Below are 22887 nucleotides of genomic sequence, written 5' to 3' on the forward strand. Positions count from 1 at the left end.
TCGGACTGCTCACCCGGCCCATGCACGGCTTCATCGTCCTGGACGGCACCCCGCCCCTTGAGATCCTTCGGCGGGGCCGGGAGCAGGTGCGCCAGTACGGCGGGCGCATCGTCTTCGGCGAGGTGGCCTCGGCCGAGCCCGCCGCCCCGTCGGCTGACGGGGACCTGCGGTTCACCTCACCCTGGCCGACGGCCGGAGCGTGAGTGCGCGCCGGGTCCTGGTGGCCACCGGCCTGCGGGACGTGCTGCCCGAGGTTCCCGGGCTCGCCGGGCGCTGGGGACACGAGGTGGTGCACTGCCCGTACTGCCACGGCTGGGAGGTGCGCGATCAGCCCATCGGCATCCTTGCCATCGGCCCGGCCTCCATCGCCCACGCACTCCTGTTCCGCCAGCTGACCGAGGACCTGGCCTACTTCAGCCACGGCTCTCACCTGGATGAGGACACCCGCGCCCGCTTCGCAGCCCCGCAGCATCCGCATCGTCGACACGCCGGTGCGGGAAGTCATCAGCGACGAGAACGGCACCCTCGCCGGGGTGCGCCTGACGGACGGCCAGGTCGTGCCCCGTTGCGTCCTTGCGGTCGCCACGCAGATCCAGGCCCGCATCGAGGGCCTGGACGGTCTGAAGCTGCCGATGGAAGACCTGCCCGACAACATGGGCCGCCGCTTCGCCTCCGGCATGGCCGGCACCACCGAGGTGCCGGGCGTGTGGGTGGCCGGCAACGCCACCGACCTTGCCGCCCAGGTCGGCGCCTCCGCAGCGGCCGGCGCCCTGGCCGGCTCCCACATCAATGCTGTGCTGACCACCGCGGACACCGACGCGGCCCTCGCCGCAGCCCAGGGAGAGACCTCCGCCCACTGACGTCCCGGCACGGCACCGGCCCACCGCTCGACCGCACCCGGCGATGCGCGCGGCGCCCGGGCCCCGCCCACCCCTTCACTCGGCGAGCGGGCTGAACGTCACGCAGACCCACATGGCCGTAGAACTCGGCGCCTCCCAGAGCACGGTCCTGTGGATCATCAACATCTACACCCTTGCCCTGGCCGCGCTGCTGCTGCCGCTCGGCGCCGTCGGCGACCGCCTGGGCCGCAAGCCCATGGTCATCGCCGGACTGGGTGTCTTCGGCATCGCCACCGTTGTCGCGGGCCTGGCCCCGACGGCGGAGGTGATGCTCGCCTCGCGCGTGGCCAGCGGTATCGGCGCGGCGATGATAAATGCCGATCACGCTTGCCGTCATCACCTCCGACCACCGCGGCGGGCACCTCTGCAGCAACCCCATCAACGGATGCCTCGCCGAAACCGGCCTCACCTTGACGACATCACGGCGACAACGTCAGTAACGGGCCGGGCTGGATCGCGTCTGCTGGCGATACTCGCAGCGGGCCTGTCGCGTCACACGGCCCTGCGCACCCTGCTACGCATCCCGTTGCCCACCGGGCGGGTGCCCCGCGTGATCGGCGTCGACGACTTCGCCCTGCGCCGGCGGCACCGCTACGCCACCGTGGTGATCGACGCCGAGACCCATGAACGGATCGACGTACTTCCCGACCGCACCGCCGACACGCTGGAAGCATGGCTGCGCGGGCATCCGGGCATCGAGATCGTGTGCCGAGACGGCTCGGCCACCTACGCCGAGGCCATCCGCCGCGCCCTGCCCGACGCAGTCCAAGGCCGACCGGTGGCACCTGTGGCACAACCTCTGCGAAGCCACCCTGAGCGAGGTGAAGGCACACAGCACCTGCTGGGCCGCCGTGCTGGACGCGCCCATCTACGACGGGCCCCGCGCGCAGACGACCATGGAACGCTGGCACCAGGTCCATAACCTGCTCGAGAAGGGCCCGGGCCTCGAATGCGCCCGCCGACTGCAGTTGGCCCTGAACACCGTCGACGCGCGGACGCCGACCGCAGCCACATCTCCCCGCGCCGGCTAGCCCGGATGATCCTCACCAGGCCCGACAACCTCAAGGCCGAACATCACGATCTTCCGGCACGGCTCACCGCCGCCTGCCCCGAGATGACCCAACTAGCCGCCGCTCTCCGGAGCTTCGCCAAACTCCTGACGCCTTGCGCAGGAAATGCCGACGGGCTCTCGCGTTGGATCGTCGAGGTTCGCTCAGCCGATCTGCCTCATCTGCACGCCTTCACGCGGGGCCTGGACCGAGACCGCGACGCGGTGGACGCCGCACTCACACTTCCGTACGGCAACGGCCCCACCGAAGGTGTCAACACCAAGACCAAGCGAATCGCGCGCCAGATGCACGGCCGAGCAGGCTTCTCCCTCCTCCGCCACCGCATCCTCCTCGAATAGCGCCACCCTCCGTCACCACCGAAAGTGAGACAGGGCCGTTAAGTTGACACTCCCAGCACCGGGCGGAATCGGGCGATGGCGCGAAGGCGGCGGTCGCCCGCCTTCCGGCACACCGCAGCTGCTCAGCGCAGGAGGGCCGTCAGCAGGTCTGTTCCCAGCGTCGTCATCTCGGGCAGGTTGAGGGCGTAGTGGACGTAGCGCCCGTGTCGACGGGTGGTGAGCAGGCCCGCGCGGCGCAGGACGGCGAGGTGGCGGGAGACCTCCGGGGGAGTGATTTCCCAGGCGTGGGCCAGCTCGCCATTGGTGTGCGGGCCGCGGGCCAGGGTGCGCAGCAGCCGTAGTCGTACCGGATGTGCGAGTGCCTCCAGCCGGAGGGTGACCGTTTCCAGCGACACCGGCTCTGACGGATCGGGTTCGGCCACGGGGTACTGCACCACCGGCTGCCATCCAGGCGCGTGGACCACCACCAGGTGCGGGCGGCCGAAGTCACTGGGGATGAAGGTGACCCCGGTGCCGTGGGCGGCGGTCGCGTTGTCCTGCAGCTTGTCCACGACGATGCAGTCGCCGTCCGGCGCCAGGGTGACCGCGCCGGAGACCGAGGCGAGTGCCGCCCCGATGCCCTGGCGCTTCAGCAGGTCGTTCTTAAGTCGCAGGTCGGTGGCCAGTTGCACGGCGACGCCTGTCCAGGCGGCGTCGAAGAACGCCTCGGCGCACTGTTCGAGGGTGTGGCGCACCCGCGCCCGCACTGCGGCCGGGTCCGCGAGCAGCCGCTCCGCGAATGCCTCTTGGAGTGCGCCGCGGGCCTGGGCCAGGTCCAGAGCCCGCTCGCGCGCGGCCCGGTCGGCGAGCGGCGACGGCGCAGCGAAGTGGACCCGATTGCTGCCGCACGTGGTGATGAGCGCGGCGCTCACATAGGTCTCGTCGTCGATCTGGTCCACATCGTCCAACTCCTCGGCGAGGGTCGGTCGAGGTCGGGCGGGGACCAGGAAATCGGCTCGTGAGGAACGCCAGAGGAACTCCGCCTCCCTGAGCCGCTCGGCCAGCTCCGGCGGCATCCCGGACCAGACGTCCCCGGCCCAGCCGGCCAGCCGCGGGTGATGCCCGGGTTCGGCCAGGACGTGCAACATCGCGGTCAGTTCGGCCAGCGGGGAGGCGGCGAACCGCAGCCGCTCGGCCGGTAGCCCGGTGATGTCGATGCGCAGCGTCATCCCCACATCATCGCTGGTCGGACGGCCGGCGACGGCATCGGTTGACGATGTCCGTCAACCGACGAGCGGCATCCGGCGACCCGACCCGACCGTTGGCGCCATGGCAACCACGACCAGAATCCAGCCCCGCACCCTCCTCCGCGCCTCCGGAGGCCCCCGCTACGCCGTCGCCCTGGCCGTGGACGCGCTCGGTACCGGCCTGCTGCGGCCCTTTCTGCTCCTCTTCGGGGTGACGGTGCTCAGGCTGTCCGCGCCGGTCACCGGCACCGCCATGACAGCCGGCGTCGTCGCGGGCCTCGTGTGCATGCCCGCGGTGGGCCGATGGCTGGACCGCGGCGCACGCAGCACGGTCGTGGCGGCGTCGATGCTGGTGCGGGTGTTGGGCGTGACGCTTCTGCTGGCCACCCCGGCAGGGAACGTCTGGCTGTTCGCCACAGCGGCGCTCTTCCTCGGCATCGGCAACCAGGCATGGCCGGCCGCCCACGCCGCCCTCGTGGCCACGGTCGCCCAAGGCCGGGAACGTGACGCCGCCCTCGCAGGGGGCCGCGCCCTGCGCAACGCCGGCCTGGGCGCCGGTGCCCTCCTCGCCACCGCATGCCTGACGGGCGGCACCACCGCATTGCAGGCGCTGGCAGCCGTCACCGGGCTCGCCTACCTCGCCGCGGCGGCCCTGGCGTGGTCGGTCGACGTGCACGCTCATCAGACCGCTGTCACGGTCAAGGACGGGGACGGGGACGGGGACGGGGACGGGGACGAGGATGGAGACGACGAGCCCGCACCCAGGATGCGCGCGCTGCTGGCCGCCAACGTGATCTACGTCTTCTGCCTCAACGTCCCCGAAATCGCGCTCCCTCTGGTCCTGGTGACGCAGATGCACGCCTCCCCGGTGTGGTCGGCGGCCATCTTTGTGGCCAACACGGTGCTGGTGGTCACCCTGCAGGTTCCGGTCACCGTCCTGATGTCCCGCTTCCCCCGCCGGTCCGTGCTGGCAATCGCGGGCGTGGTGCTCACCGCGTCCTACGTCGGTTTCCTGGCGGCCACCTGTCTGGGGCACGGTTGGGGTGCCCCGGCCGTCGCCGCGGTGTCCGTGGTCTGCACCCTCGGCGAGATCATCTACGCAGGCAGCGCCACCGCGTTCGTCACCGCCCTCGCCCCAGCGCACGCCCTGGGACGCTCCCTCGCCCGCTTCCAGCTCTCCACGGGCTTCGGCCTCGCCGTCTCCCCAGCGGTCATCACCGCTCTCGCACCCCACGGCCCGGCCGCCCTCTGGGGGAGCCTCGCCGCCGCTACGCTCCTCTCCGCCTCCGCCGTGGCCCGCTGAGCATGATTCTTGTGCCGCGACTTCCCCATGACCATCGGCAGGCTAACCCCGGCCTGGCCGAGGTGGGTGAGCCCGGAGTGCCGGTCTCCGTGCAGGTCCCAGCCCGCACCCGGCACGCCACTGAGTGCGGTGTCCTCATCCAGCAGGGCGCGGGCCTGACCGTACGACAGCTGGACGAGCCCAGTGTCCCGGCAGACGTCGCGCGAGCTGACGACCTTTCCCACTGGGCGGGCGGTGGGCGGCGGAGGGTGACGAATACCGGCCCGCTCGTACGGCCCTTGATCAGCCGGCGCAGCATGCGGGCGGTGCCGGCGTCCCAGACACGGTCTCCAGCACGAACTCCTCGCGTGCGGCACCACAGCGCCGGGTACATGGCTGGGCGCCCTTCGCCTTCACCGGGGCCCGGCGCCCGGTGCCATCTCCCACTGCCTCAGCTCGATCGACCATCAAGTCGTCATCGGCACCTGGCACAACGAAGTCACGATGGCCGGATTCTGCGGCTGCTACGCAACCTGCTCGGGGCCGGGCACATGGAGGACCGGATCTGAACCTGGGTGACAACGCTCAGCGGGGCGCCCCCAGGGCGGCGGCAATACGTGGGTTGTCGCGGAACACCACTGCTCGATCGCGCGAGGGATCTATGTTTGGCCTTGGCAGGGGGACGGGTAGATTTGGCCGGATCGGTGCTGCGGGGACGCCTGGAGCCTATGGGGAAGGCGCGATGAAGACCGGGCTGATGCAGCAAGTTTCCGCGATCCGAGGGCTAGCCGAACGCTGGTTGGCGGAGGTTGCCGGCGATCCCGCAGTGCGGGCCGAGGACGGGAACTTCGTGTGTTCGCCGACGGGGTTGTGGCTCGCGCTGACTACTGCCTCGACGGGTGCTCGGGCGGGGACGGCTCAGGAGCTGCGATCGTTGGTGGGCGCCGCCGGGCCGGAGGCCGCCGCGGCGGCCCGTGCTGTGACGGCTGCACTGGCTGGGACGGGCGGACTGACGGTGGCCACGGGGGTCTGGGCACGGACACCGGTCTACCGGGAATACCGTGAGTCACTTCCGGAGATCCGCTTCGGACACCTGAATCCGAGCGCGCCGGACGCCGCGTCTGCGATCGACACCTGGGTACGAGAAGTCACCCGCGGCCTGATCGGAGGGCTGCCGCTCCGGCAGGACCGGGAAGTGCTGCTCGTCCTGGTCAACGCGCTTGCTCTGCAGGCTGATTGGCAATCCCCGTTCCGACCGCAGGACACCGTGGACCGGCCTTTCACCGACGAGCGCGGGGTCGAGCACCGGGTGCCGACCATGTTCCAGGAGCTGCCCCGGCCGACCCACGCGTGGACAGCCCCCAGCCGGTCCGGAAGCCCGGTGAACGTGGTGGCGCTGCGTTGCATGGCGGGACACGGTCAGGAGCCCGTGCAGGTGAGCTTTGTTCTCGGCGAGCCCGGGCAGCCCGCCGCCGAGGTACTGCCCGCTGCGTGGGCCCCGCACGACCAGCGGCGCCCCATGAAGGCGGACGCGGTCACCTTCGCGCTGCCACGGCTCCGCCTGCGGACGGGACTTGACGTGACGCAGCACCTCCCGGCACTCGGGGCTGCACAGGCGGCGTCGCGGCTCGCAGATTTCTCCGGGATATCGCCCGAGCCTCTGACAATTGGTCAGTTCGTGCAGGAGTCGGTGCTGAAGGTGAATGAGCGGGGGTTGGAGGCGTCAGCGGTGACGGGCTACAGCCATGTGCTCAGTGCCTCCGTCCGACCTCCCGTCATCCAACACATCGCCTTTGACCGTCCGTTCGGCATCGTCGTCTTCGACGGCAGCGCGATACCGCTTTTCACCGCATGGCAGTCGGCTGCGCCCATGGGCGCTGATCGGGGAGGCGCATGATGTTGGTGCTGGAGCTGCTGGGCCTGCTCGGCATGCCGTTGGTCACCCATTTCGCCGTGAGTCAACAGTGGCGCGGGCGCATCCTGTTGCCCGTGGTGTTCATCCTCCTGGGTGTCCTGCTCTATGTCGGCGACGACATGCACGGCTGGCGCATGGTGTGGTACGGAGCCGACTGGTTGCTGGTCCTGTTGATCTTGCAGGTGCTTCACAGCCCCGCGTTCGCCTCGCATTACGAGGCCAAGCTGTGGGACCGGATACCGCGCTTCGAGGCCAGCCTGCAAGGGATGGGGCAGGACTTGCACGGTTGGCTGCTTGATCCCCGTCTGAGCTATCCGGGGCTGTCGCTGAAGCTTGATCTGAACGGTGACCTGCTGGTCGCGGCGAAGCTGAACGGCCGGTGGGGGCGGCGACGTTACACCGCGGTGGAGGCGTGCCCGCACTGCGTACTGGAGTCGTTGGTGAGCGGGCTGGTCGCAGAAGAGCCGGTCGAGGTGCTGGAGGAGTACCGCACCGGGATCCGCAGCGGTGAGGGTCGTGCCGTTGACGTCTACTACGGCGGCCACCCCCACGGCGTCGTCATGCAGGTCACCGACGCCAACCGCGAGTCACCCCCAGCGGGGGTGCAGTGCACGCTCCACAGACGGTGATCCCGTTCATACGCCTTCGGCTCTGAGCCGGGGCTTCACGGGAGCCTCGCGGAGGTTCCGGGGTGAAGGTTTAGTGATCGTCTCGGAATGTGGTGATAGGCGTGGAATCTTGTCGTGACTGCCTAGTACTCCAACAGGGAATGTTCCTCAGCTCACAGGAGTAGTCGGGGACGCAGGAACAACCCGACACAGTTGACCGTTCACCTACACGTGGCTCGCGATCAGGATGTGGAGGCGCGCCCCGGACCGATCACGGCCCGGGGCGTTCGTACGCGGGGGCTGGTCACTGGCACTTTGTGCCGTTGACCGGGGATTTTCCGTGCAGAAGGTAGGTGTTGACTGCTTTCTGGATGCAGGGGTTGCCGGTCATGTAGGAGGTGTGGCCTTCGCCGTTCAGGGTCAGGAGGACGCCGGAGCCCAGTTGTTCGGCCAGGGCGGGGGCCCAGGCATAGGGGGTGGCGGGGTCGCCCGTGTTGCCGATCACCAGGATGGGCGGGGCGCCGGGGGCGTTGATGTGGTGGGTTGGAGTGCCCTTGACCGGCCAGCCGGTGCAGTTCATCTGGCGCCAGGCCAGGGTCGGGCCGAAGACCGGGGAGGCCTTGGTGAACGCGGGCAGTGCTTTCGCCACGTCCCGCTCGGTGTAGCGCTGGGGAGTGCTGGCGCAGTAGATGCTGCCCGAGGCGTCGAGGTAGTTGGTGTAGTGCCCGTCGGGACTGCGCTGGAAGAGGGCGTCGGACAGGGCCAGCAGGATGGTGCCGTCACCGGACTCCGCCTGCTGGATCGCCTGCCAAAGCGCCGGCCAGATGGCCTTGGAGTAGAGCCCTGTGAGGACCCCCGCTTCACCGAGGCTCTGGGTGAGTTCGCGCCTGGTGTCGGTGGGGATGGGTTTGGTGTCCAGGCCTTGCAGCAAGGCGGCGACCCGGGTGACCACCGCGTCCTTGGTGAGGCCCTTGGCCTTGGCGTTCGGCTCCGCTTGCGGCTGCTGGGCCGCCCAAGTGCCGAAGTGGCCGAGCGCCCGCTGGAAGCCCGCCGCCTGCTCGCGGAAGAACCGTAGGGGGTTCAGTTCGGTGTTCACGGCGCCGTCTAGGACCGTGCGGCCGACCTTCTCGGGGAACCGGTGGGCGTATTCGGCGCCCAGCCAGGTGCCGTACGAGAAGCCGAAGTAGTTCAGCTTCCGCTCGCCCAGCGCGATCCGGATCATGTCCAGGTCCCGGGCGGCGGCGACCGTGCCGACGTGCGGCAGTGTCTTACCGGACCGTTTTGCGCACCCCTTGACGAAGGCCCTTCCTCTGTAGAGGAGGGCGGCCTTCTCACGGGCGTTGTCGGGGCTGGTGTCCATCGCCAGCCACTCGTCCTTGCGCTTGTCGCCCACGCAGTGCACCGGGCGGCTCCGGCCGACCCCGCGGGGGTCGAAGCTGACCAGGTCGTAGCGGGTGCCCAGCTTCTTGAACTGGGCCGCGGAGCCTCCGGCGAAGGCGTCGATCCCGGATCCGCCGGGGCCGCCGAAGTTGAACACGAGTGAGCCGATGCGGTGGGCCCGGTCGGTCGCCCTGAGGCGGATCAGGGCCACCTTCATGGTCTTCCCGCGAGGCTCGGAGTAGTCGAGCGGCACCATCAGCTCGGCGCACTCGAGGCTTCGCGGCGCCGGTCCGCCGGGCGGGGCGGGCGGGAGGTCGTGGCACTCGCCCCAGGCGAGCGGCGCCGGGCGATGGGGCTCGCCCGCCTGGGCGCCCGGCGCGGCCGCGGCTTCGTCGGCCGGTCCGTACTGCCCGATCACGCCGACCGCGAGGAGGGCCGCCCCGGCCACGAGGAAGGGCTTGCCGCCCCTCCCGCCGAGCGCGGATCGTCCGCGGCCGCTGATCGATTTGCCGGTGAACAGCATGAGCTGTTCTCCTTTCCCATGGAGGCACGTGCATGTAAGGGCACGCCCGTGGGCGTGGTTGTGCGTCTTCCGTCCGTGGGCTGCCGAGTGACCGCTCGGCAGCCCACTTCATGACGACGGTGAAGTGTGCGAGGCCCTATTCCCGGTCGGGGTCCTGGAGGGATTCCTCGGAGAAGTTCCTCAAGCGCTCCAACTGGTCCCAGTGATGGGCGATGCGCTCTCTCCCGACCGCAGTCAGCGTGACGCTCGTCTTGGACTTCTTGTGCACGAAGGTCTTCTCGATCTCGACCAGGCCCGCCTCCTCCAGCTTCGACAGGTGGCTGGAGAGATTCCCCTTGGTGAGCCGTGTCGCGCGCTGAAGGAAGACGAAGTCGGCGGCTTTCACGGAGGACAGCACCGTCAAGATCGCCAACCGGCCCGGTTCGTGGATCAGGCGGTCGAGGATCAGCTCCTCGTTTCCAAACTCCGGCATGACAGACCTGGAGGTTTCAGATTCCGAGCTTCCGAACCCTGACGTTTCAGGCCTGGGCATTGCTGTTCCCGATGGTCGGTTCCTCGGAGGGCCTGAAGGCGCGATTGAGGGCGCGATGGTCGAAGATCCCCGTCGCGATGGTGGCCGCCCCCGCCACCATCAGACCCAGATTGATCTTGCTGTCCGCTCCCGCACCACCCCAGACGGGTACGAGGCCGGCTGCCAGGAGAGCGCCGCAGATGATCGCGTGGTGCGCCCTCAGCCCTACGCCGACGGCGTAGTAGACCACCATGATCAGGGCGAACGAGGCCGCGGTGAAGCTGAGCGGCAGATCGAGGGACCAGTCCGTCTGCACTCCTGCGGCGACCATCACCGCGCTGACGGCGGTGGCGACGGCGCCCTTGGTCTGGGCCCTTGCGGACAGGGTGACCCGCCCGTAGTTCTCGTTGTAGTAGTGGGCGATGAGCACATATGCCGCCGCGGCCGCCAGCAGGCAGCCCATGAAGACCCAGGCGTGGCGCAGCGGGCCCCAGGCCAGGTTGCCGAGCCCCGCGAAGATGATCACGGCGCCTACCGGGATCGAGAGAAGGCCTCTCAGGTAGTAGTAGATCGCCGCCGCTGACTCCAGACTTCTGCGTTCCATTGCCGCCGCTCCCAAACTGGTCTGTGCCACAAACCATACGTTCGAGGCAGAGTCTCATCAACTGGTTTGCACGGCAAACCTCAGTAGCAGGCGGTCACAGTTCCGTCGGGAGGCCGTCGTAGCCCGCGACACCCGGGCGAGCGGTGGCCAAGGCGGGCGGTGGCCAGGGCACACACGACGGTGGGGTGCGGGGAGGCGTCGACCACCGGGTAGTCGATCTCGACCTGCGACGGGTCCAACGGCCAGGCCAGGTGTTCACCGTTCAGGGAGAAGCGGGCGTCGACGCCCTCCGCGCACACGCGCCGGTCTTGTTGCCACGGGCATCGAGGCGGATCCAGCGGTCTGGACGCGAGATGGACCGCGGTGAGGCCATGCAGAACGAAGCTACCGGGATGGGGATGTCCTCGTACGGGGTAGGCGAGCGGGACGACGCGGGGCGGTCCGGCGCGCTGCTTGAGGGAGGGTCAACGTATGCAATTCGACGACGATGCTGCTCTGGACACGTCCGAGGTCGCGGACGGGCGGGGAGGTGCGCTGGGCGGGATCCCGGGCGGCGGGAAGACCATCGGCGGGGGGCTGGTCGGGCTCGTGGTGCTGGTCGCGTCCGTGCTCTTGGGTGTCGACCCCGGCATGTTCGGCTCGGGCAGCAGCGACACGTCCTCGTCCCGCAAGTCAGCCGCGGACCTCGCGGCGGACTGCCGGACCGGTGCCGACGCCAACCGTAAGGAGGAGTGCCGGATCGTCGCCGTGGTCGACAGCGTGCAGGCATTCTGGAAGCAGACGCAGACAGCCGCCGGCAAGGCCTACCAGCAGGCCCCGACGTTCCTGTTCACCGGCAGTGTGAACACCGGCTGCGGAAACGCGACTTCCGACGTCGGCCCCTTCTACTGCTCAGCCGATGACAAGGTCTATCTCGACCTCGGCTTCTTCAACGACCTGAGCAGCAAGTTCGGCGCCAAGGGCGGCCCGTTCGCCGAGGCCTACGTCATCGCGCACGAATACGGCCACCACGTCCAGGACCTCAGCGGAACGATCTCCCGCGGCAGCGGAAAGGGCCAGAACAGCGGCTCGGTGAAACTCGAGTTGCAGGCGGACTGCTACGCCGGAGTGTGGGCCCACCACGCCACCACGACCCCCGACCCCAAGAGCGGTAAGCCACTGATCACCGACTTGACGAAGGACGACATCAACCGCGGGCTGGACGCGGCCGCCGCCGTCGGAGACGACCGTATCCAGCAGCGCTACCAGGGCAAGGTCACACCCGACACCTGGACCCACGGCTCCGCCAGCCAGCGCCAGCAATGGTTCTCCACCGGCTACCGCTCCGGCCGCGTCGCCAGCTGCAACACGTTCAGCTGACCACGCTGACAACCACGGCACGACGCCCGGCTGTGGGTCGCCGCTGGTGGGCAGACCGCGTATGGTGCCGCCCCACTGGTCGGCAGGGGGCGGCCGCAGGTGGTGCAGGTGCCGGTCCAGCACCTCAGCAGGTCCTGAAGAGCATCGAGGACCTGGTAGAGGATCAGGCCGACAGTGAGCTTCGGGGTTGTCGAGCCGCCGGAGGGTGAGGAAGGCCTGGGTGGCGGTGACGCGGGTGACGTGGTGGTGCCGGCCGCGCCAGGCGCGTCCTACGAAGCCGTCCAGGCCCGGGCCGTGCTTGAGCTCGCGGTAGTCGTGCTACGACGGCGGGGCGGACAGGGGCACGACCCGAGCGTGCGGCAACCGAAGTGCGCCGCCCGCTCTCGCGTTCGGTCGCCGGTTCGGTCGTCACGCTCCCCCCCTTCCGGCACTGCCGCAGCAAATGCGTACACCTCGCCCCGGCGGCCGGAGTGGCCCGCCGCAGGTTGCGATGATCAAGGTAGGGGTCTCAGCTCAAATGCGGTTCTGCTGTGCTGACCAGAGGGGAGGGGACGGTCGGGGGCCGACGCCGAACAGGCCCGGCGCCAGCATGCTTACCCGGGTCATGCCCCCAGGTCCTCCGTCACGGGCAAGCACTCGGCGAGCAGGTCGACGACGTCTCGCCAGGCGCGCTGCGCATGCCGTGGATGGTAGCCGACGCCGGGGACGGCGGGGTGGTCGACCGGTGGGTGGTGGAAGGCGTGCAGGGCTCCCCCGTAGACCGCGAGGCGCCAGTCGACGCCCGCGGCCTGCATCTCTGCGGTGAACGCGTTCCGTTGCGCGGGCGGCATGATCGGGTCTTCCGACCCGACCCCGGCCCATACCGGACAGCGAATGCGCGCCGCCTCGCCCGGTCGGCCCGTGGTCAGCGCGTTGACTGTCCCGATCGCGCGCAGGCTGACGCCGCCGCGCCCGAGTTCCAGCACGATTGCGCCCCCGGTGCCGTAACCGACGGCGGCGATCCGGTCGGAGTCGGCCCGCGGTTCGGTGCGCAACACGTCGAGCGCCGCGTGGCCGATGCCCCGCATCCGGTCGGGATCAGCGAGCAGTGGCATGCAACGGGCCAGCATCTCCTCGGGGTTGCCCAAATAGCGCCCGCCGTGAAGGTCGAATGCCAGCGCGACATATCCCAGCTCGGCGAGAGCATCGGCCCGACGGCGCTCGACATCGCTGAGCCCCATGCCCTCTGGTCCGAGCAGCACCGCGGGCCGGCGGTCGACACCGGCCGGGAGCGCGAGGTACCCGATCATCGTCAAACCGTCGGCCGGGTACTCGACCGTACGCGTCGTAATCGTCGTCATGAGACTGGACTGTAGTGACCGTCAAGCCCGATCCGGCAGCTGCTACGCCGCTGGCAGAACGCTCTCCAGCCACCGCCCGGCCGCCCTGCAAGACCGACGAGAATGGGCTCAACCGTTCGACCGAGTCGGAGAAGCCCGTTACACATCGGCCGCGCAGACAGGAGGAGCAGGGTTCCACACGCTATGTGCTCGGCGAGCTTGCGGACCGCGTCCTCGGCGGCGAAGCGTGCTCTCCTGTGCGGCCACCGTGGACGTCAAAGTCGATGAATTCCACACCGTCATGGCGGTCAACGTCCGCGCCCCACTGTTGCTGGAGGGCGCGATAGCGCCGAGGATGACCGAACGTGGTGACGGCGCGATCGTCAACGTCACGACGATCGTGGCCAACCGGGGTATCCCCGGGTGCTCTCTGTACGGTTCCAGCAAGACGGCGTTGCAGATACTCACCTCACAAACGAGTCTGACCAGCCCCCGCAGCGGTTCCAGCCTGGCCCGCACGGTGACGTCGACGCCCAGCGTCTCGCCGACCTGGCGGGCCATGACCGGTCCGGCGGCCTTCCGCACGGCGGCCAGGATGCGCTGGTAGTCCGGTGGCAACATGGTCTCCTCCACATCGCGTGCGGGCGGGATCAGCATCACCGCCCGGCAGCCCACCTGCCCGGAGGCGCGGCCGAGGCGCGTTCGTCGGCGAGCTGCTCGCTCGCCCGGTCAAGGACACGTTCGGCGACGGCGAGCTCGTCACGCTCGGCCCGCACCTCCACCAGCTGTTTGGCCAGCTGTTCTTCGAGTTCGTCCAGTTCCGCACCGCGCGCGGTGATCCGTTCCAGGAGTTCGGGATCCAGCATGCGTTGGATCGTAGAAGTCCGTCCAACCGCCACGGGACGGAATCAGCGAACCGACTGCGGTCGTTCCACGCGCTCACCGCACTGAGCGTTCCAATGCAGCCCGATGATCGGAAACCCACTGATAGGCCGTCTGAACTTGCCTCACCACCCCTGCGTCACGAAGCCGGGTCATGGTCACGCCACACGCATCGGCCTGGTCGACAACTCCCCCGCCTGCTGCCGCTCCAGCCGACGACGCACCAACAACGCCCTCGGCAATTCAGGCACCCCAACCGGGCCTTACATCCTGATTCACCCCACGATCACACCGGTCTGCCCCACTCCACCGGATCAGAACTCACGAACCCAAGACAGCATCACCCACCATCAGACAGAGCTCCACGACAGCGACCCCACCCATCAGACTCTCGCCTCACGACGCTGCCAGCCCCACCCTCAACACCCCACTGCACAGCAGCAAAACACCAACCACCAGACCAGCCCCACCGACTCTCACCACCACCGAACCCAAACCGAGAGGCCGCAGAACTGGCGTTCCGGTCGCGGGCGCCGAGCGGCCGGTCCGCGGCCGACCGGCTGTGCCGCCCAGGTCAGGTCGCACTGCCGGTCGGCGGAACTCCCGAGCCGGGCGCGGCGGTAGCGCTCCTGGACTCTCAGGGCGCCGGGAAGGACAGGCGCAAGCCGTAGCGCCGTTCGGCGGTGCGGAGGGTGGGGACGAGGGCTCTGCGCAGGTCGCGGGCCTCGTCTGAGTGGGTGGTGAGGAATGCGTTCCGCAGGCGCAGTCGGGCAGGTTCACGGATGGCTTCCACGGGGCGCATGCAGGTGGCGTAAGTACGGCCCACAGACCGTTCGACGGCGGGGAGTTCGGCCGGTCCTGCGGAGCTCTCGCGCTCCTCGGCGCGGCCCATGAAGGCCATCTCGTCCCGGGCCGGTATGCCCCGGCCCGCGAAGCAGTCGGGCAGACCGGCCAGCGCCCGGATGACGGCGGGGTCGCGGCGCAGCGCGGCGACTTCGGTGAACCATTGCCGCTGGAGCGGGGCGTAAGTGTCGCGCAGTGCGGCGACCGCGGCCGTGCCCTCGTCGGCGCAGTCTCGGACGGGGCCGGAGCGAGCCGTCCGGACGGCGGTGCTCCGCGGCGCGGGGTGGAGCCGGGGGCTCGCCGTGGGCCGCGGGACCTCGGCACTCTGGCTGAGGCCGTGCCGGGCGATGAACGCGAGGTCGGGCACGTCGAAGAAGCGGATGTAGGCGAGCGGGACTGCCGCTGGGGGGTCGGTGTCCCGGTCTCGGGCGCATGCGGTCGCGGTGACTCGGCCGACCTGCTGGACGAACACGTCCAGACCCTGGGCCCAACGGGTCTCGGCCCCGAGGGCCGGGAGGACCATGGTCAGCGGGTCATCTGGCAGCGTGTGCGTGAGACGGGCCGGGGACACCGGCGTGGTGAGGGCGCTGCCGGGTCGGCCGGCGCCGGCCGAGCAGGCGGCCAGGAGCAGGGCGGCGGCCGTGGCGGCGGCGCGTACCGCGAACCGGCACCGGGCGGCGTGGCGCGTCATTCGTCGGTTCCCCTTCACTTCGTGGTGTGACCGGGGGTGCCGCCGAAGGCGGCGGCACCCCCGGCCCGCGCACGGTCAGTGGACGATCTTGACGGTGTCGCCGGAGTCGTACTTGCTGGCGACGGTGAACTTGGTGCCGTCGCTGACGTCGGTGCACAGCACGTACCGGTCGACGGCGTACGAGCCGTCGAGGACCCCGATGTACCCGGCGTCGCAGGTCTTCCACGAGCCCGTGGACGAGTGGTAGAGGCGGCCGGCGTAGGCGTCGTAGCCGTCGCCCGCCGCGTCGTGGGCGTAGACGAGGTTGAGGTCGTTGCAGGAGCTGGTGGATGACTTGTTGGCCGTGGTGCCCACGCCCTCGTTGCCCCCGGTCTTCAGGGTGACGGTCGAGCATGCGTCCGGCGCGGCTGAGGCCGCCGGAGCGAGCGCCAGGCATGTGGCGGCGGACACCAGCGCAAGCGCGCCGGCCGCGAGAGCCTTCTGCATGGGATTCCCTCTTCTGCGGGTGCGGGCGAGGCGGCTGCCCCACCCGTCCTTGCTTCGCGGGAAACCCTCGCAGAGGGTGCCCGGCCGGACCACAACCTTCGACCAGCCTCGAAAGTCCCTGGCCGAAGGGCGGAAGCGGGTGCTCCGGTGGTGTCCCCGGTACCGCTGTGACCCATGGGAGGCACGAGTGCGATCGCGGGCTGGGGCGTGGGGTGCCCAAGACTCGGTCGGTGCCCCGTCAGGGTCCGGTGTCGGGGGTGGGGCGGGCCTGCGGGCCGACGGCTCGTGCGGGCCGGACAGGCGGGGTCCGGCGGAGCATGGCCGCGCCGAGCGGGGTAAGGGTGTGCAGCACCGTGTTCTCGCGCCGGCGGCTCTGGACCAGGCCGGCGTCCCGCAGCACTGTGACGTGGTGGGTCACGGTGGCCGGCGAGACGCCCACGAAGCCCGCCAGTTCGGAGGTCGTGGCGCCGGGTGCCAGCGCCTGCAGGGTGGTGGCGCGGGTACGGCCGAGCAGGGCGGCGAGGGAGGCATCGGCGGGGCGCGCCGACGCCGACGGCCGTATGCCGTGTACGGGATAGATGAGTACGGGTTCCAGTGCTTCGTCGGCCAGCGACACCGGCGTGTGCCAGCAGAAGTAGGACGGGACCAGACGCAGCCCCCGTCCCCCCAGGTACAGGTCCCGGTCCTCGACGTAGTCGACGTGCAGGACCGGGGGGTACCAGCGAATGCCCGGTGACAGCCCGGACAGCAGGCCGCCGACCCCGGCGTCGAGTGTCTCTCGGGCGCACAGGGCGCGTTCTCCGGTGATAGTGGCCAGGATGCGGTCCTCGTACGGCGCGATGATGGCCTCGTGGTAGGCGCGCAGCACGTTGACCAGTTCCTCGCGGGCCGCGCGCTCGGACAGCCGCGGGGCCCAGCCGGGGGCGCCGCTCAGCCGGTCGAGTAGGCGCATCTCGTGGGTGACCCGCTCGGCGGGAGTGTCGAGAATCGCCTCGAAACCGTCCTCCAACCCGCCCGCGGCTTCGGGCGGGGTCAGGAAGTCGGGCATGTAGCGGGCTCGGGGCAGCACGGGGATCAGCAGTCGTCGTACGGCCCGTCCGAGCGGGCCGCCGGCGAGGGTGGCCCGGGTCTCGCTGTACCAGTCGGCGTAGGCCCATCGCCCCCGGGTGGTCTGGAGCCGGTGCAAGCTGCAGGCGATCTCCCACAGCGGGTCGGGGGTGCGTGCCACCCGGACGCGGGCGAGGTCCTCGGGACCGAAGTGGATGCGCAGCACAGAACCCACCCGCCGAATCGACTGTCGTCCTGCTCAACAGCAGCCTGGGTCACCGCTCGCATGCGAGACAACCTCCGTTCCGGCCGCTCTGGAACGTCGCCCGGAAGGGGCGACCGTGCCGGGCAGTTCGGAGCGTGCCCGGGGACACATGGGTCGAGGTGGCGGACGGACCGGCTGGGGGCACCAAGTTCCAGGTCCGGCGTCGGGGCCGGAGGTGCGGGCCGACGGTACGCGTCCCGCGCCTCGCGCCAGCGAGTTTGGGCACTGGGAGCGAACAAGAAGACGCATCACGGGCGGTGCGCACTCCCATGCGGATCGCCGTGCGCGTGCGCATCGGTGCGGTGCGCCGGCATCGCACCAGGTGCAGTGGCTTGAGCCTCCGCCAACTTGAAGGACCGGGTCAAAGGGCTGGTGTGATCGGTTCTCGTGGTGATCGTGCTGGTTGTGGGCGGCTGTCTGCGGAGTAGATCGCCTGTCTGGTGTCTTCAGTCCTCCAGGCTGACGCGGGGTGTCAGCGGCCCAGACCGGACAGGCCGTCACCCAAAACTTTCGCGCCCAGAAGGAGCAGCACGATCACTGTGATCACGGCGCTGTTGGTGACCATGAACTGTCTGACGTTGTCCAGGAACGTTGCGGCGTGCTGGTTTCCGGCGAGGTGGATGCCGACGGCTCCCAGAATGGTGCAGGAAACCGTGACGACGAAGACGGCAACTGCCACGGCACGGCCGACGTCGTGGGCGCCAGCTTCGACGATCGAGGTGGCGGCCGATGCTGTCAGGACGAGGTCCTTGGGGTTGGCGCCGGCCAGCAGCGCCCCCAGGAGCAGTGCCCGTCCAGCGGTGGCACCATCCAGCGAGGCCATCCACCGTGGTGGCTTGGCCTGCTCACACGCGCGCGGGCGTTTCCACCACTTGCGGACCGCCAGCGTTGCGGGAGACGTGCGCCGTGTAGGGCACCGCGAGCGCCCGTACGGCGGCTGCTTCTCCCTCCCCGGACAGGACCAGCTTGACGTGGTGCTCGAAGTAGCTGCCGTGGGGAAGGGCGTTTGCCACGGCGAAGCCGTCGTCGCGCAGCCGTGCCAACCACCGGCGGGTCGTCACCAGTCCCCAATGGAGCAGGATTCGTGTGACTTGCGACCGTGCTGTCTCGCCCAGCCGCGTATCCGGTCCTCGCCCCCTGCGCTGACCCCGGCTGGACCGTGAGGTGGATCTCGAACTCTCCCGCGCAGTTCCACACCGGGCCGTCGCCGTCTCGCTCTTTGCTTACGGGCAGACCGTACCGATAACCACTGACACCGGTACCCGCCGCGGCCTTTGTCCACAGCCCGTCACCCGCGATGTCAGCGCCGCTTGGTAGAACTCTTCACGATCATCACAACGTGTCCGGGTCCCGGGAGGCCAGCACCATGTCCTACGTCTCGCATCTGCAGGAACTGCACGGCCTGCCGGCCTTTGACTTCCCGGTACTCGGGGTGGAACGGGAGCTGCCGGAGGCCGGCGCCGTGGCCTGGCGGCTGGTGCTCGACTACTACGGCGACTCCGGTGAGGTGGAGTTCGAGAAGCTGTGGGACCGGTTCCTCGGCTCCGTAGAACCCGCCGGTGTCCGCGCGCTGGTCATCGGCCAGTGGGGAGAGGGGTACGGCGACGACTCCGAAGACGTCGTGCGGTGCCTCGTGGACGCCCGTGAGCGGTTCCCCGCGCTGCGGGCCGTGTTCATCGGCGACCTGGAGATGGAGGAGGCGGAGATCTCCTGGATCGAGCAATCCGACGTCACGCCGGTCCTCACGGCCTATCCGCGGCTGGAGGAGTTCGGGATCCGCGGCGGCAGCGGACTGCTGTTCCCGGCGGTCCGGCACGAGCACCTGCGCACCCTCCGCTTCGAGGCCGGCGGTCTGCCCGGCGAGGTCGTACGCGGTGTCGCCGCCAGTGAACTCCCCGCGCTGGAACAACTGGAGATGTGGCTCGGCGTCGAGGAGTACGGCGGGGACGCGACGGTCGCCGACCTCGCCCCGATCCTCGACGGGGGACGCTTCCCGGCACTGCGTCATCTCGGCCTGCGCAACAGCGAGATCCAGGACGAGATCGCCGCGGCGGTCGCCGGCGCCCCGCTCGTCTCCCGGTTGACGTCGCTCGACCTGTCCCTCGGAACGCTCTCCGACGAGGGCGTGACAGCACTGCTCGGCGGCCGGCCGCTCACCCATCTGGAGCGGCTCGACCTCCACCACAACTACGTCACCGAGCCGGTGGCCCAGCGGATACGTGCGGCGCTGGAGCCGTCGGGCGTCGAGATCGACCTGTCCGAACACAACGACGAAGACATCGACGACCGCTACACCGCCGTCGCGGAATGAGGCCGAGGTGACCTTCAGATCCGCGCCCGGTACCCGCCTCGGGTTCGCTGTCGTCGGCAACCCGGAGAACCGCCGCACGGCGCTGTTCGCCGACGCCGTCCGCGCGGCGGGCCACCCGGCACCCCGCGTGCTCGCGTGGCGGGACGTGCTGCACGGCCGGTACGCCTTCGCGCCGGGCGAGTTCGTACGAATCGACTCCCCCGGTGAGAACACCGACGTCGACCGGCTGCTGCGGGGCACCGACGATCCCACCCGGGTCGAGGGGACGGCCCTGTGGCACCGCCGTTTCACCGCCGCGGTCCGGGCGGTGACAGGGGCGGCGCACCGTGCGGGCGCGGTGACGTCCGCGGACGCGGAGGATGTCGCGGTCATGTTCGACAAACGGCGATGCCATGCCCGGCTCGCCGCCGCGGGCGTCCCGGTGCCCCCGGCCCTGGCGGGACCGGTCGGCGGCTGGGACGACCTCAAGGAGCAGCTGACGGCCGCCCGCATCTCGCGGGCGTTCGTGAAGCCGGCCCATGGCTCGTCGGCCTCCGGTGTCCTGGCCCTGACGATGGCGGGCCCTGGCCGGGTCAAGGCGACGACGTCCGTGGAGACCACCCCCGACGGCCCGTTGCACAACTCCCTGCGGGTGCGCCGCTACACGACGGAGAGCGAGGTGGCCGCGCTCGTCGACGCCCTGGTCACGGACGGGATCCACGTCGAGCGGTGGCTGCCCAAGGCCTCGCAGGGCGGCCGGGCCGCCGATCTGCGGGTGGTCGTGGTGGCGGGACGCGCCACGCATGCCGTCGTACGGACCAGCCGGCACCCCATGACGAATCTGCACCTCGGCGGCGCCCGCGGCGACCTGGACGCGGCACGCGCGGCGATCCGCGCCGCGGGCGGCAGCTTCGCCGATGTGCTGGAGGTGGCCGAGCGGGCGGCCGCGTGCTTCCCGGGCACGCTGTGCGTCGGCGTGGACGTCCTGCCGTCGACCGGGTGGCGCCGCTTCGCCGTCGGTGAGGTGAACGCCTTCGGGGACCTGCTGCCCCGTCTGACCGGCCTGCCCGGCAGCGGCGCCGAGGACCTGGACACCTACGCCGCGCAGGTCGCGGCGGCACCGGCCGCCGTACGGCGAGCCGAACACGAGGAGCAGCACAATGACACCACCGTTTGACATGAACGAGGTCGTGGGCAGCCACGACCTCCTGCTGGTCACGCTCGACACACTCCGCTACGACGTGGCGCAGGAGCTGGCGGCTGCCGGACGCATCCCGCATCTGGCCCGGCATCTGCCCGGCGGCGCCTGGGAGCGCCGGCACGCCCCCGGCAGTTTCACCTACGCCTCCCACCAGGCGCTGTTCGCGGGCTTCCTGCCGACACCCGCCGCGCCGGGTCCGCATCCGCGTCTCTTCGCCGCCCGCTTCGCGGGCAGTGAGACCACCGCGAACGGCACCTTCGTCTACGACACACCCGACCTGGTCTCGGGTCTGGCCACCGTGGGCTACCGCACCGTCTGCATAGGCGGCGTGGGCTTCTTCAACAAGCAGGGACCGCTGGGCTCGGTGCTGCCCGCAATGTTCCAGGAGAGCCACTGGGAGCCCGAGTTCGGCGTGACCTCCCCCACGTCCTTCGAGGCCCAGGTGGCCCGCGCCGAGAAGGTCGTCGCCGGACTCCCCCACGAGCAGCGACTGTTCCTCTTCGTGAACGTGTCGGCCCTGCACCAGCCCAACTGGTTCCACCTCACCGGGGCCACCGGCGAGGCGGGTGACACGCGGGCCACCCATGCCGCGGCGCTGGAGTACGTCGACCGGCACATGGGACGGCTGCTGGCGGCGGCCTCCAGCCGCCGTCCGTGCTTCGCCGTCGTCTGCTCCGACCACGGAACCGCGTACGGCGAGGACGGCTACACCGGCCACCGTATCGGCCATGAGGTCGTCTGGACCGTTCCCTACGCCCACTTCTTCGTCGACGAGGCACGATGACCATCACCGAAGCGGCGGCCATGTCCGCCGTCCGTCCGTACCAGCAGTACGTGTACGCGTATCCGCACAAGACCGCGTACCGCCCGCTGCGCCGGGAGCACGCTTCGCTGCGCGAACTGTGGGCCGACGAACCGAAGAGCGCGCTCTCGCTGTACTTCCACATCCCCTTCTGCGAAGTCCGCTGCGGCTTCTGCAATCTCTTCACCCGGATCGGGGCGCCGGACGGCCTGGCCGGCGCCTACCTGGACGCGCTGGGGCGTCAGGCGGTCGCGGTGCGCGAGGCGCTGGGCGAGGGGGCGCGGTTCGCCAGTGCGGCCTTCGGGGGCGGCACTCCGACCTTCCTGGAGGCGGCGGAGCTCGAGCGGCTGTGCGATCTCGCCGAGCGTGGCCTGGGCGCCGATCTGGACGCGATACCGCTGTCGGTGGAGGCCTCGCCGGCCACGGCGACCGCCGACCGGCTGGCGGTGCTGGCCGCCCGCGGCACCACCCGGCTGAGCCTGGGCGTGCAGAGCTTCGTCGACGCCGAGGCTCGGACGGCCGTACGCCCCCAGCGCCGGTCGGACGTGGAGGCGGCCCTCGGCCGGATCCGGGACGCCGGCATCCCCGTCCTCAACATCGATCTGATCTACGGCATCGAGGGCCAGACCGAGGAGTCCTGGGCCCACTCCCTCGACGCCGCCCTCGCCTGGCAGCCCGAGGAGCTGTACCTCTATCCGCTCTACGTGCGCCCGCTCACCGGTCTGGGCCGCCATCGCGACCGGGTGGCCGGCGAGGCCGAGTGGGACGCACAGCGGCTGCGGCTGTATCGCCACGGCCGCGACCACCTGCTCGCGCGCGGCTACGAGCAGGTGTCGATGCGCATGTTCCGCCGTGCGGGCGCCCCCGCCACCGGCGGGGAGGACCACGCGTGCCAGACCGACGGCATGGTCGGCCTCGGCTGCGGCGCCCGCTCGTACACCTCCAGGCTGCATTACTCCTTCGACTACGCCGTGGACATGCACCGCATCCGCGGGATCATCGACGACTACACCGCCCGCCCGGCCGACGGCTTCCACCACGCCGACTACGGCTGGGAGATGACCGGGGACGAGGCCCGGCGCCGTCATCTGCTGCAGTCACTGCTTCAGGCCGAGGGCATGCCCGTCGCGGACTACCGGACCCGCTTCGCCACCGGGCCCGGTGACGATTTCACCGCCGAACTGGACCGCTTCCGCGACCGGGGCTGGCTGGACGACTCCGCCGGCCCCGAGCTGCTGCGGCTCTCCCCCGAGGGTCTGGCCCACTCCGACGCGCTGGGCCCCGAGTTGTTCTCCGCAGCGGTACGCGAGCGCATGGCCGCGTACGAACCGAAGTGACGGATACCG

Annotated in this window: 21 protein-coding genes and 5 pseudogenes; 12 read left to right on the forward strand and 14 right to left on the reverse strand. The window is 70.2% G+C overall.

The window, feature by feature from the left end; genetic code table 11:
• Positions 1-20 precede the first annotated feature (20 nt).
• The 3 pseudogenes from ACFY01_RS23100 to ACFY01_RS23110 form a co-directional block, all read left to right on the forward strand.
• A pseudogene (locus ACFY01_RS23100) lies at positions 21-860 on the forward strand (FAD-dependent oxidoreductase); the annotation flags it as partial.
• 43 nt (positions 861-903) lie between these two features.
• A pseudogene (locus ACFY01_RS23105) lies at positions 904-1243 on the forward strand (MFS transporter); the annotation flags it as partial.
• A pseudogene (locus tag ACFY01_RS23110) lies at positions 1228-2307 on the forward strand (transposase); the annotation flags it as partial. The pseudogenes ACFY01_RS23105 and ACFY01_RS23110, both read left to right, overlap by 16 nt.
• 122 nt (positions 2308-2429) lie before the next feature.
• Here the strand turns inward: ACFY01_RS23110 and ACFY01_RS23115 are convergent.
• Positions 2430-3515 carry a DUF5937 family protein gene (locus ACFY01_RS23115; protein WP_390737614.1) on the reverse strand — a complete coding sequence of 362 codons (1086 nt, stop codon included), beginning with the start codon at positions 3513-3515 and terminating at the stop codon, positions 2430-2432.
• Between the two features lie 100 nt (positions 3516-3615).
• Between ACFY01_RS23115 and ACFY01_RS23120 the strand changes: the two genes are divergently transcribed.
• Complete coding sequence (locus ACFY01_RS23120; RefSeq protein WP_390737615.1) at positions 3616-4836, forward strand: MFS transporter; 1221 nt, start codon at positions 3616-3618, stop codon at positions 4834-4836.
• Positions 4837-4844: 8 nt separating this feature from the next.
• On the opposite strand, the pseudogene ACFY01_RS23125 reads toward ACFY01_RS23120, so the two are convergent.
• Positions 4845-5256: pseudogene (locus ACFY01_RS23125) on the reverse strand (site-specific integrase); the annotation flags it as partial.
• Positions 5257-5557: 301 nt separating this feature from the next.
• Here ACFY01_RS23125 and ACFY01_RS23130 point away from each other — a divergent pair.
• Together ACFY01_RS23130 and ACFY01_RS23135 are read left to right on the forward strand one after the other, a co-directional pair.
• Complete coding sequence (locus ACFY01_RS23130) at positions 5558-6712, forward strand: serpin family protein (protein ID WP_390737616.1); 1155 nt, start codon at positions 5558-5560, stop codon at positions 6710-6712.
• Complete coding sequence (locus ACFY01_RS23135; protein ID WP_390737617.1) at positions 6709-7359, forward strand: hypothetical protein; 651 nt, start codon at positions 6709-6711, stop codon at positions 7357-7359. The genes ACFY01_RS23130 and ACFY01_RS23135 overlap by 4 nt, the downstream gene beginning before the upstream one ends.
• Before the next feature lie 283 nt (positions 7360-7642).
• Here the strand turns inward: ACFY01_RS23135 and ACFY01_RS23140 are convergent, their stop codons facing one another.
• The 4 genes from ACFY01_RS23140 to ACFY01_RS23155 form a co-directional block, all read right to left on the reverse strand.
• The gene (locus tag ACFY01_RS23140) at positions 7643-9241 is read right to left on the reverse strand and encodes an alpha/beta hydrolase (protein WP_390737618.1); all 1599 of its coding nucleotides are present in this window, start codon (positions 9239-9241) and stop codon (positions 7643-7645) included.
• Positions 9242-9377: 136 nt separating this feature from the next.
• Entirely contained in the window at positions 9378-9713 is a 336-nt protein-coding gene (locus ACFY01_RS23145; RefSeq protein WP_390737619.1) for a transcriptional regulator, read from the reverse strand.
• Positions 9714-9759: 46 nt separating this feature from the next.
• Complete coding sequence (locus tag ACFY01_RS23150) at positions 9760-10356, reverse strand: hypothetical protein (protein WP_390737620.1); 597 nt, start codon at positions 10354-10356, stop codon at positions 9760-9762.
• Between the two features lie 80 nt (positions 10357-10436).
• Positions 10437-10655, reverse strand: a complete 219-nt coding sequence (locus ACFY01_RS23155; RefSeq protein WP_390737621.1) for a hypothetical protein — start codon at positions 10653-10655, stop codon at positions 10437-10439.
• 172 nt (positions 10656-10827) lie between these two features.
• On the opposite strand from ACFY01_RS23155, the gene ACFY01_RS23160 reads away from it, so the two are divergent.
• The gene (locus tag ACFY01_RS23160; protein WP_390737622.1) at positions 10828-11715 is read left to right on the forward strand and encodes a neutral zinc metallopeptidase; all 888 of its coding nucleotides are present in this window, start codon (positions 10828-10830) and stop codon (positions 11713-11715) included.
• A gap of 124 nt (positions 11716-11839) precedes the next feature.
• Here the strand turns inward: ACFY01_RS23160 and ACFY01_RS23165 are convergent.
• A pseudogene (locus ACFY01_RS23165) lies at positions 11840-12033 on the reverse strand (IS701 family transposase); the annotation flags it as partial.
• Between the two features lie 284 nt (positions 12034-12317).
• Complete coding sequence (locus ACFY01_RS23170) at positions 12318-13055, reverse strand: dienelactone hydrolase family protein (protein WP_390737623.1); 738 nt, start codon at positions 13053-13055, stop codon at positions 12318-12320.
• A 247-nt stretch (positions 13056-13302) separates the two neighbouring features.
• Between ACFY01_RS23170 and ACFY01_RS23175 the strand changes: the two genes are divergently transcribed.
• A complete protein-coding gene (locus tag ACFY01_RS23175) occupies positions 13303-13641 on the forward strand; it encodes an SDR family NAD(P)-dependent oxidoreductase (RefSeq protein WP_390737624.1) in 339 nt (112 codons plus the stop codon).
• Between the two features lie 49 nt (positions 13642-13690).
• On the opposite strand, the gene ACFY01_RS23180 is transcribed toward ACFY01_RS23175, so the two are convergent.
• From ACFY01_RS23180 to ACFY01_RS23205, 6 genes are all read right to left on the reverse strand, one after another.
• Complete coding sequence (locus ACFY01_RS23180; protein WP_390737625.1) at positions 13691-13900, reverse strand: hypothetical protein; 210 nt, start codon at positions 13898-13900, stop codon at positions 13691-13693.
• Between the two features lie 653 nt (positions 13901-14553).
• Positions 14554-15450, reverse strand: a complete 897-nt coding sequence (locus ACFY01_RS23185; RefSeq protein WP_390737626.1) for a hypothetical protein — start codon at positions 15448-15450, stop codon at positions 14554-14556.
• Positions 15451-15525: 75 nt separating this feature from the next.
• Positions 15526-15936, reverse strand: a complete 411-nt coding sequence (locus ACFY01_RS23190; RefSeq protein ID WP_390737627.1) for a hypothetical protein — start codon at positions 15934-15936, stop codon at positions 15526-15528.
• A 238-nt stretch (positions 15937-16174) separates the two neighbouring features.
• Complete coding sequence (locus tag ACFY01_RS23195) at positions 16175-17209, reverse strand: ArsR/SmtB family transcription factor (RefSeq protein WP_390737927.1); 1035 nt, start codon at positions 17207-17209, stop codon at positions 16175-16177.
• A gap of 511 nt (positions 17210-17720) precedes the next feature.
• Positions 17721-18134 (reverse strand): GAP family protein, encoded by a 414-nt coding sequence (locus ACFY01_RS23200; protein WP_390737928.1) that lies wholly within the window; start codon positions 18132-18134, stop codon positions 17721-17723.
• Positions 18094-18309, reverse strand: a complete 216-nt coding sequence (locus ACFY01_RS23205) for a hypothetical protein (protein WP_390737628.1) — start codon at positions 18307-18309, stop codon at positions 18094-18096. The genes ACFY01_RS23200 and ACFY01_RS23205 overlap by 41 nt, the downstream gene beginning before the upstream one ends.
• Positions 18310-18614: 305 nt before the next feature.
• Here ACFY01_RS23205 and ACFY01_RS23210 point away from each other — a divergent pair, with 305 nt between their 5' ends.
• The 4 genes from ACFY01_RS23210 to ACFY01_RS23225 are packed head-to-tail and all read left to right on the forward strand — an operon-like array spanning position 18615 to position 22878.
• On the forward strand, positions 18615-19559 hold the full coding sequence (locus ACFY01_RS23210; RefSeq protein WP_390737929.1) for an STM4015 family protein: 945 nt from the start codon (positions 18615-18617) through the stop codon (positions 19557-19559).
• A gap of 7 nt (positions 19560-19566) precedes the next feature.
• Positions 19567-20715 carry an STM4014 family protein gene (locus tag ACFY01_RS23215; RefSeq protein ID WP_390737629.1) on the forward strand — a complete coding sequence of 383 codons (1149 nt, stop codon included), beginning with the start codon at positions 19567-19569 and terminating at the stop codon, positions 20713-20715.
• A gap of 1 nt (position 20716) precedes the next feature.
• Positions 20717-21523 carry an STM4013/SEN3800 family hydrolase gene (locus ACFY01_RS23220; protein ID WP_390737930.1) on the forward strand — a complete coding sequence of 269 codons (807 nt, stop codon included), beginning with the start codon at positions 20717-20719 and terminating at the stop codon, positions 21521-21523.
• Complete coding sequence (locus ACFY01_RS23225; protein ID WP_390737630.1) at positions 21520-22878, forward strand: STM4012 family radical SAM protein; 1359 nt, start codon at positions 21520-21522, stop codon at positions 22876-22878. The genes ACFY01_RS23220 and ACFY01_RS23225 overlap by 4 nt, the downstream gene beginning before the upstream one ends.
• The last annotated feature ends 9 nt before the right edge of the window (positions 22879-22887 follow it).

It is taken from the genome of Streptomyces sp. NPDC001480 (assembly GCF_042894725.1).
Classification (GTDB): Bacteria; Actinomycetota; Actinomycetes; order Streptomycetales; family Streptomycetaceae; genus Streptomyces.

Bases quoted from the DNA above. Each gene is read 5' to 3' on its own strand.
- ACFY01_RS23115 (WP_390737614.1), bottom strand. From the start codon at position 3,515: ATGACGCTGCGCATCGACATCACCGGGCTACCGGCCGAGCGGCTGCGG.
- ACFY01_RS23210 (WP_390737929.1), top strand. From the start codon at position 18,615: ATGTCCTACGTCTCGCATCTGCAGGAACTGCACGGCCTGCCGGCCTTT.
- ACFY01_RS23185 (WP_390737626.1), bottom strand. From the start codon at position 15,450: ATGACGCGCCACGCCGCCCGGTGCCGGTTCGCGGTACGCGCCGCCGCC.
- ACFY01_RS23225 (WP_390737630.1), top strand. From the start codon at position 21,520: ATGACCATCACCGAAGCGGCGGCCATGTCCGCCGTCCGTCCGTACCAG.
- ACFY01_RS23120 (WP_390737615.1), top strand. From the start codon at position 3,616: ATGGCAACCACGACCAGAATCCAGCCCCGCACCCTCCTCCGCGCCTCC.
- ACFY01_RS23220 (WP_390737930.1), top strand. From the start codon at position 20,717: ATGAACGAGGTCGTGGGCAGCCACGACCTCCTGCTGGTCACGCTCGAC.
- ACFY01_RS23160 (WP_390737622.1), top strand. From the start codon at position 10,828: ATGCAATTCGACGACGATGCTGCTCTGGACACGTCCGAGGTCGCGGAC.
- ACFY01_RS23180 (WP_390737625.1), bottom strand. From the start codon at position 13,900: ATGCTGGATCCCGAACTCCTGGAACGGATCACCGCGCGCGGTGCGGAA.
- ACFY01_RS23150 (WP_390737620.1), bottom strand. From the start codon at position 10,356: ATGGAACGCAGAAGTCTGGAGTCAGCGGCGGCGATCTACTACTACCTG.
- ACFY01_RS23135 (WP_390737617.1), top strand. From the start codon at position 6,709: ATGATGTTGGTGCTGGAGCTGCTGGGCCTGCTCGGCATGCCGTTGGTC.
- ACFY01_RS23140 (WP_390737618.1), bottom strand. From the start codon at position 9,241: ATGCTGTTCACCGGCAAATCGATCAGCGGCCGCGGACGATCCGCGCTC.
- ACFY01_RS23145 (WP_390737619.1), bottom strand. From the start codon at position 9,713: ATGCCGGAGTTTGGAAACGAGGAGCTGATCCTCGACCGCCTGATCCAC.
- ACFY01_RS23190 (WP_390737627.1), bottom strand. From the start codon at position 15,936: ATGCAGAAGGCTCTCGCGGCCGGCGCGCTTGCGCTGGTGTCCGCCGCC.
- ACFY01_RS23130 (WP_390737616.1), top strand. From the start codon at position 5,558: ATGAAGACCGGGCTGATGCAGCAAGTTTCCGCGATCCGAGGGCTAGCC.
- ACFY01_RS23170 (WP_390737623.1), bottom strand. From the start codon at position 13,055: ATGACGACGATTACGACGCGTACGGTCGAGTACCCGGCCGACGGTTTG.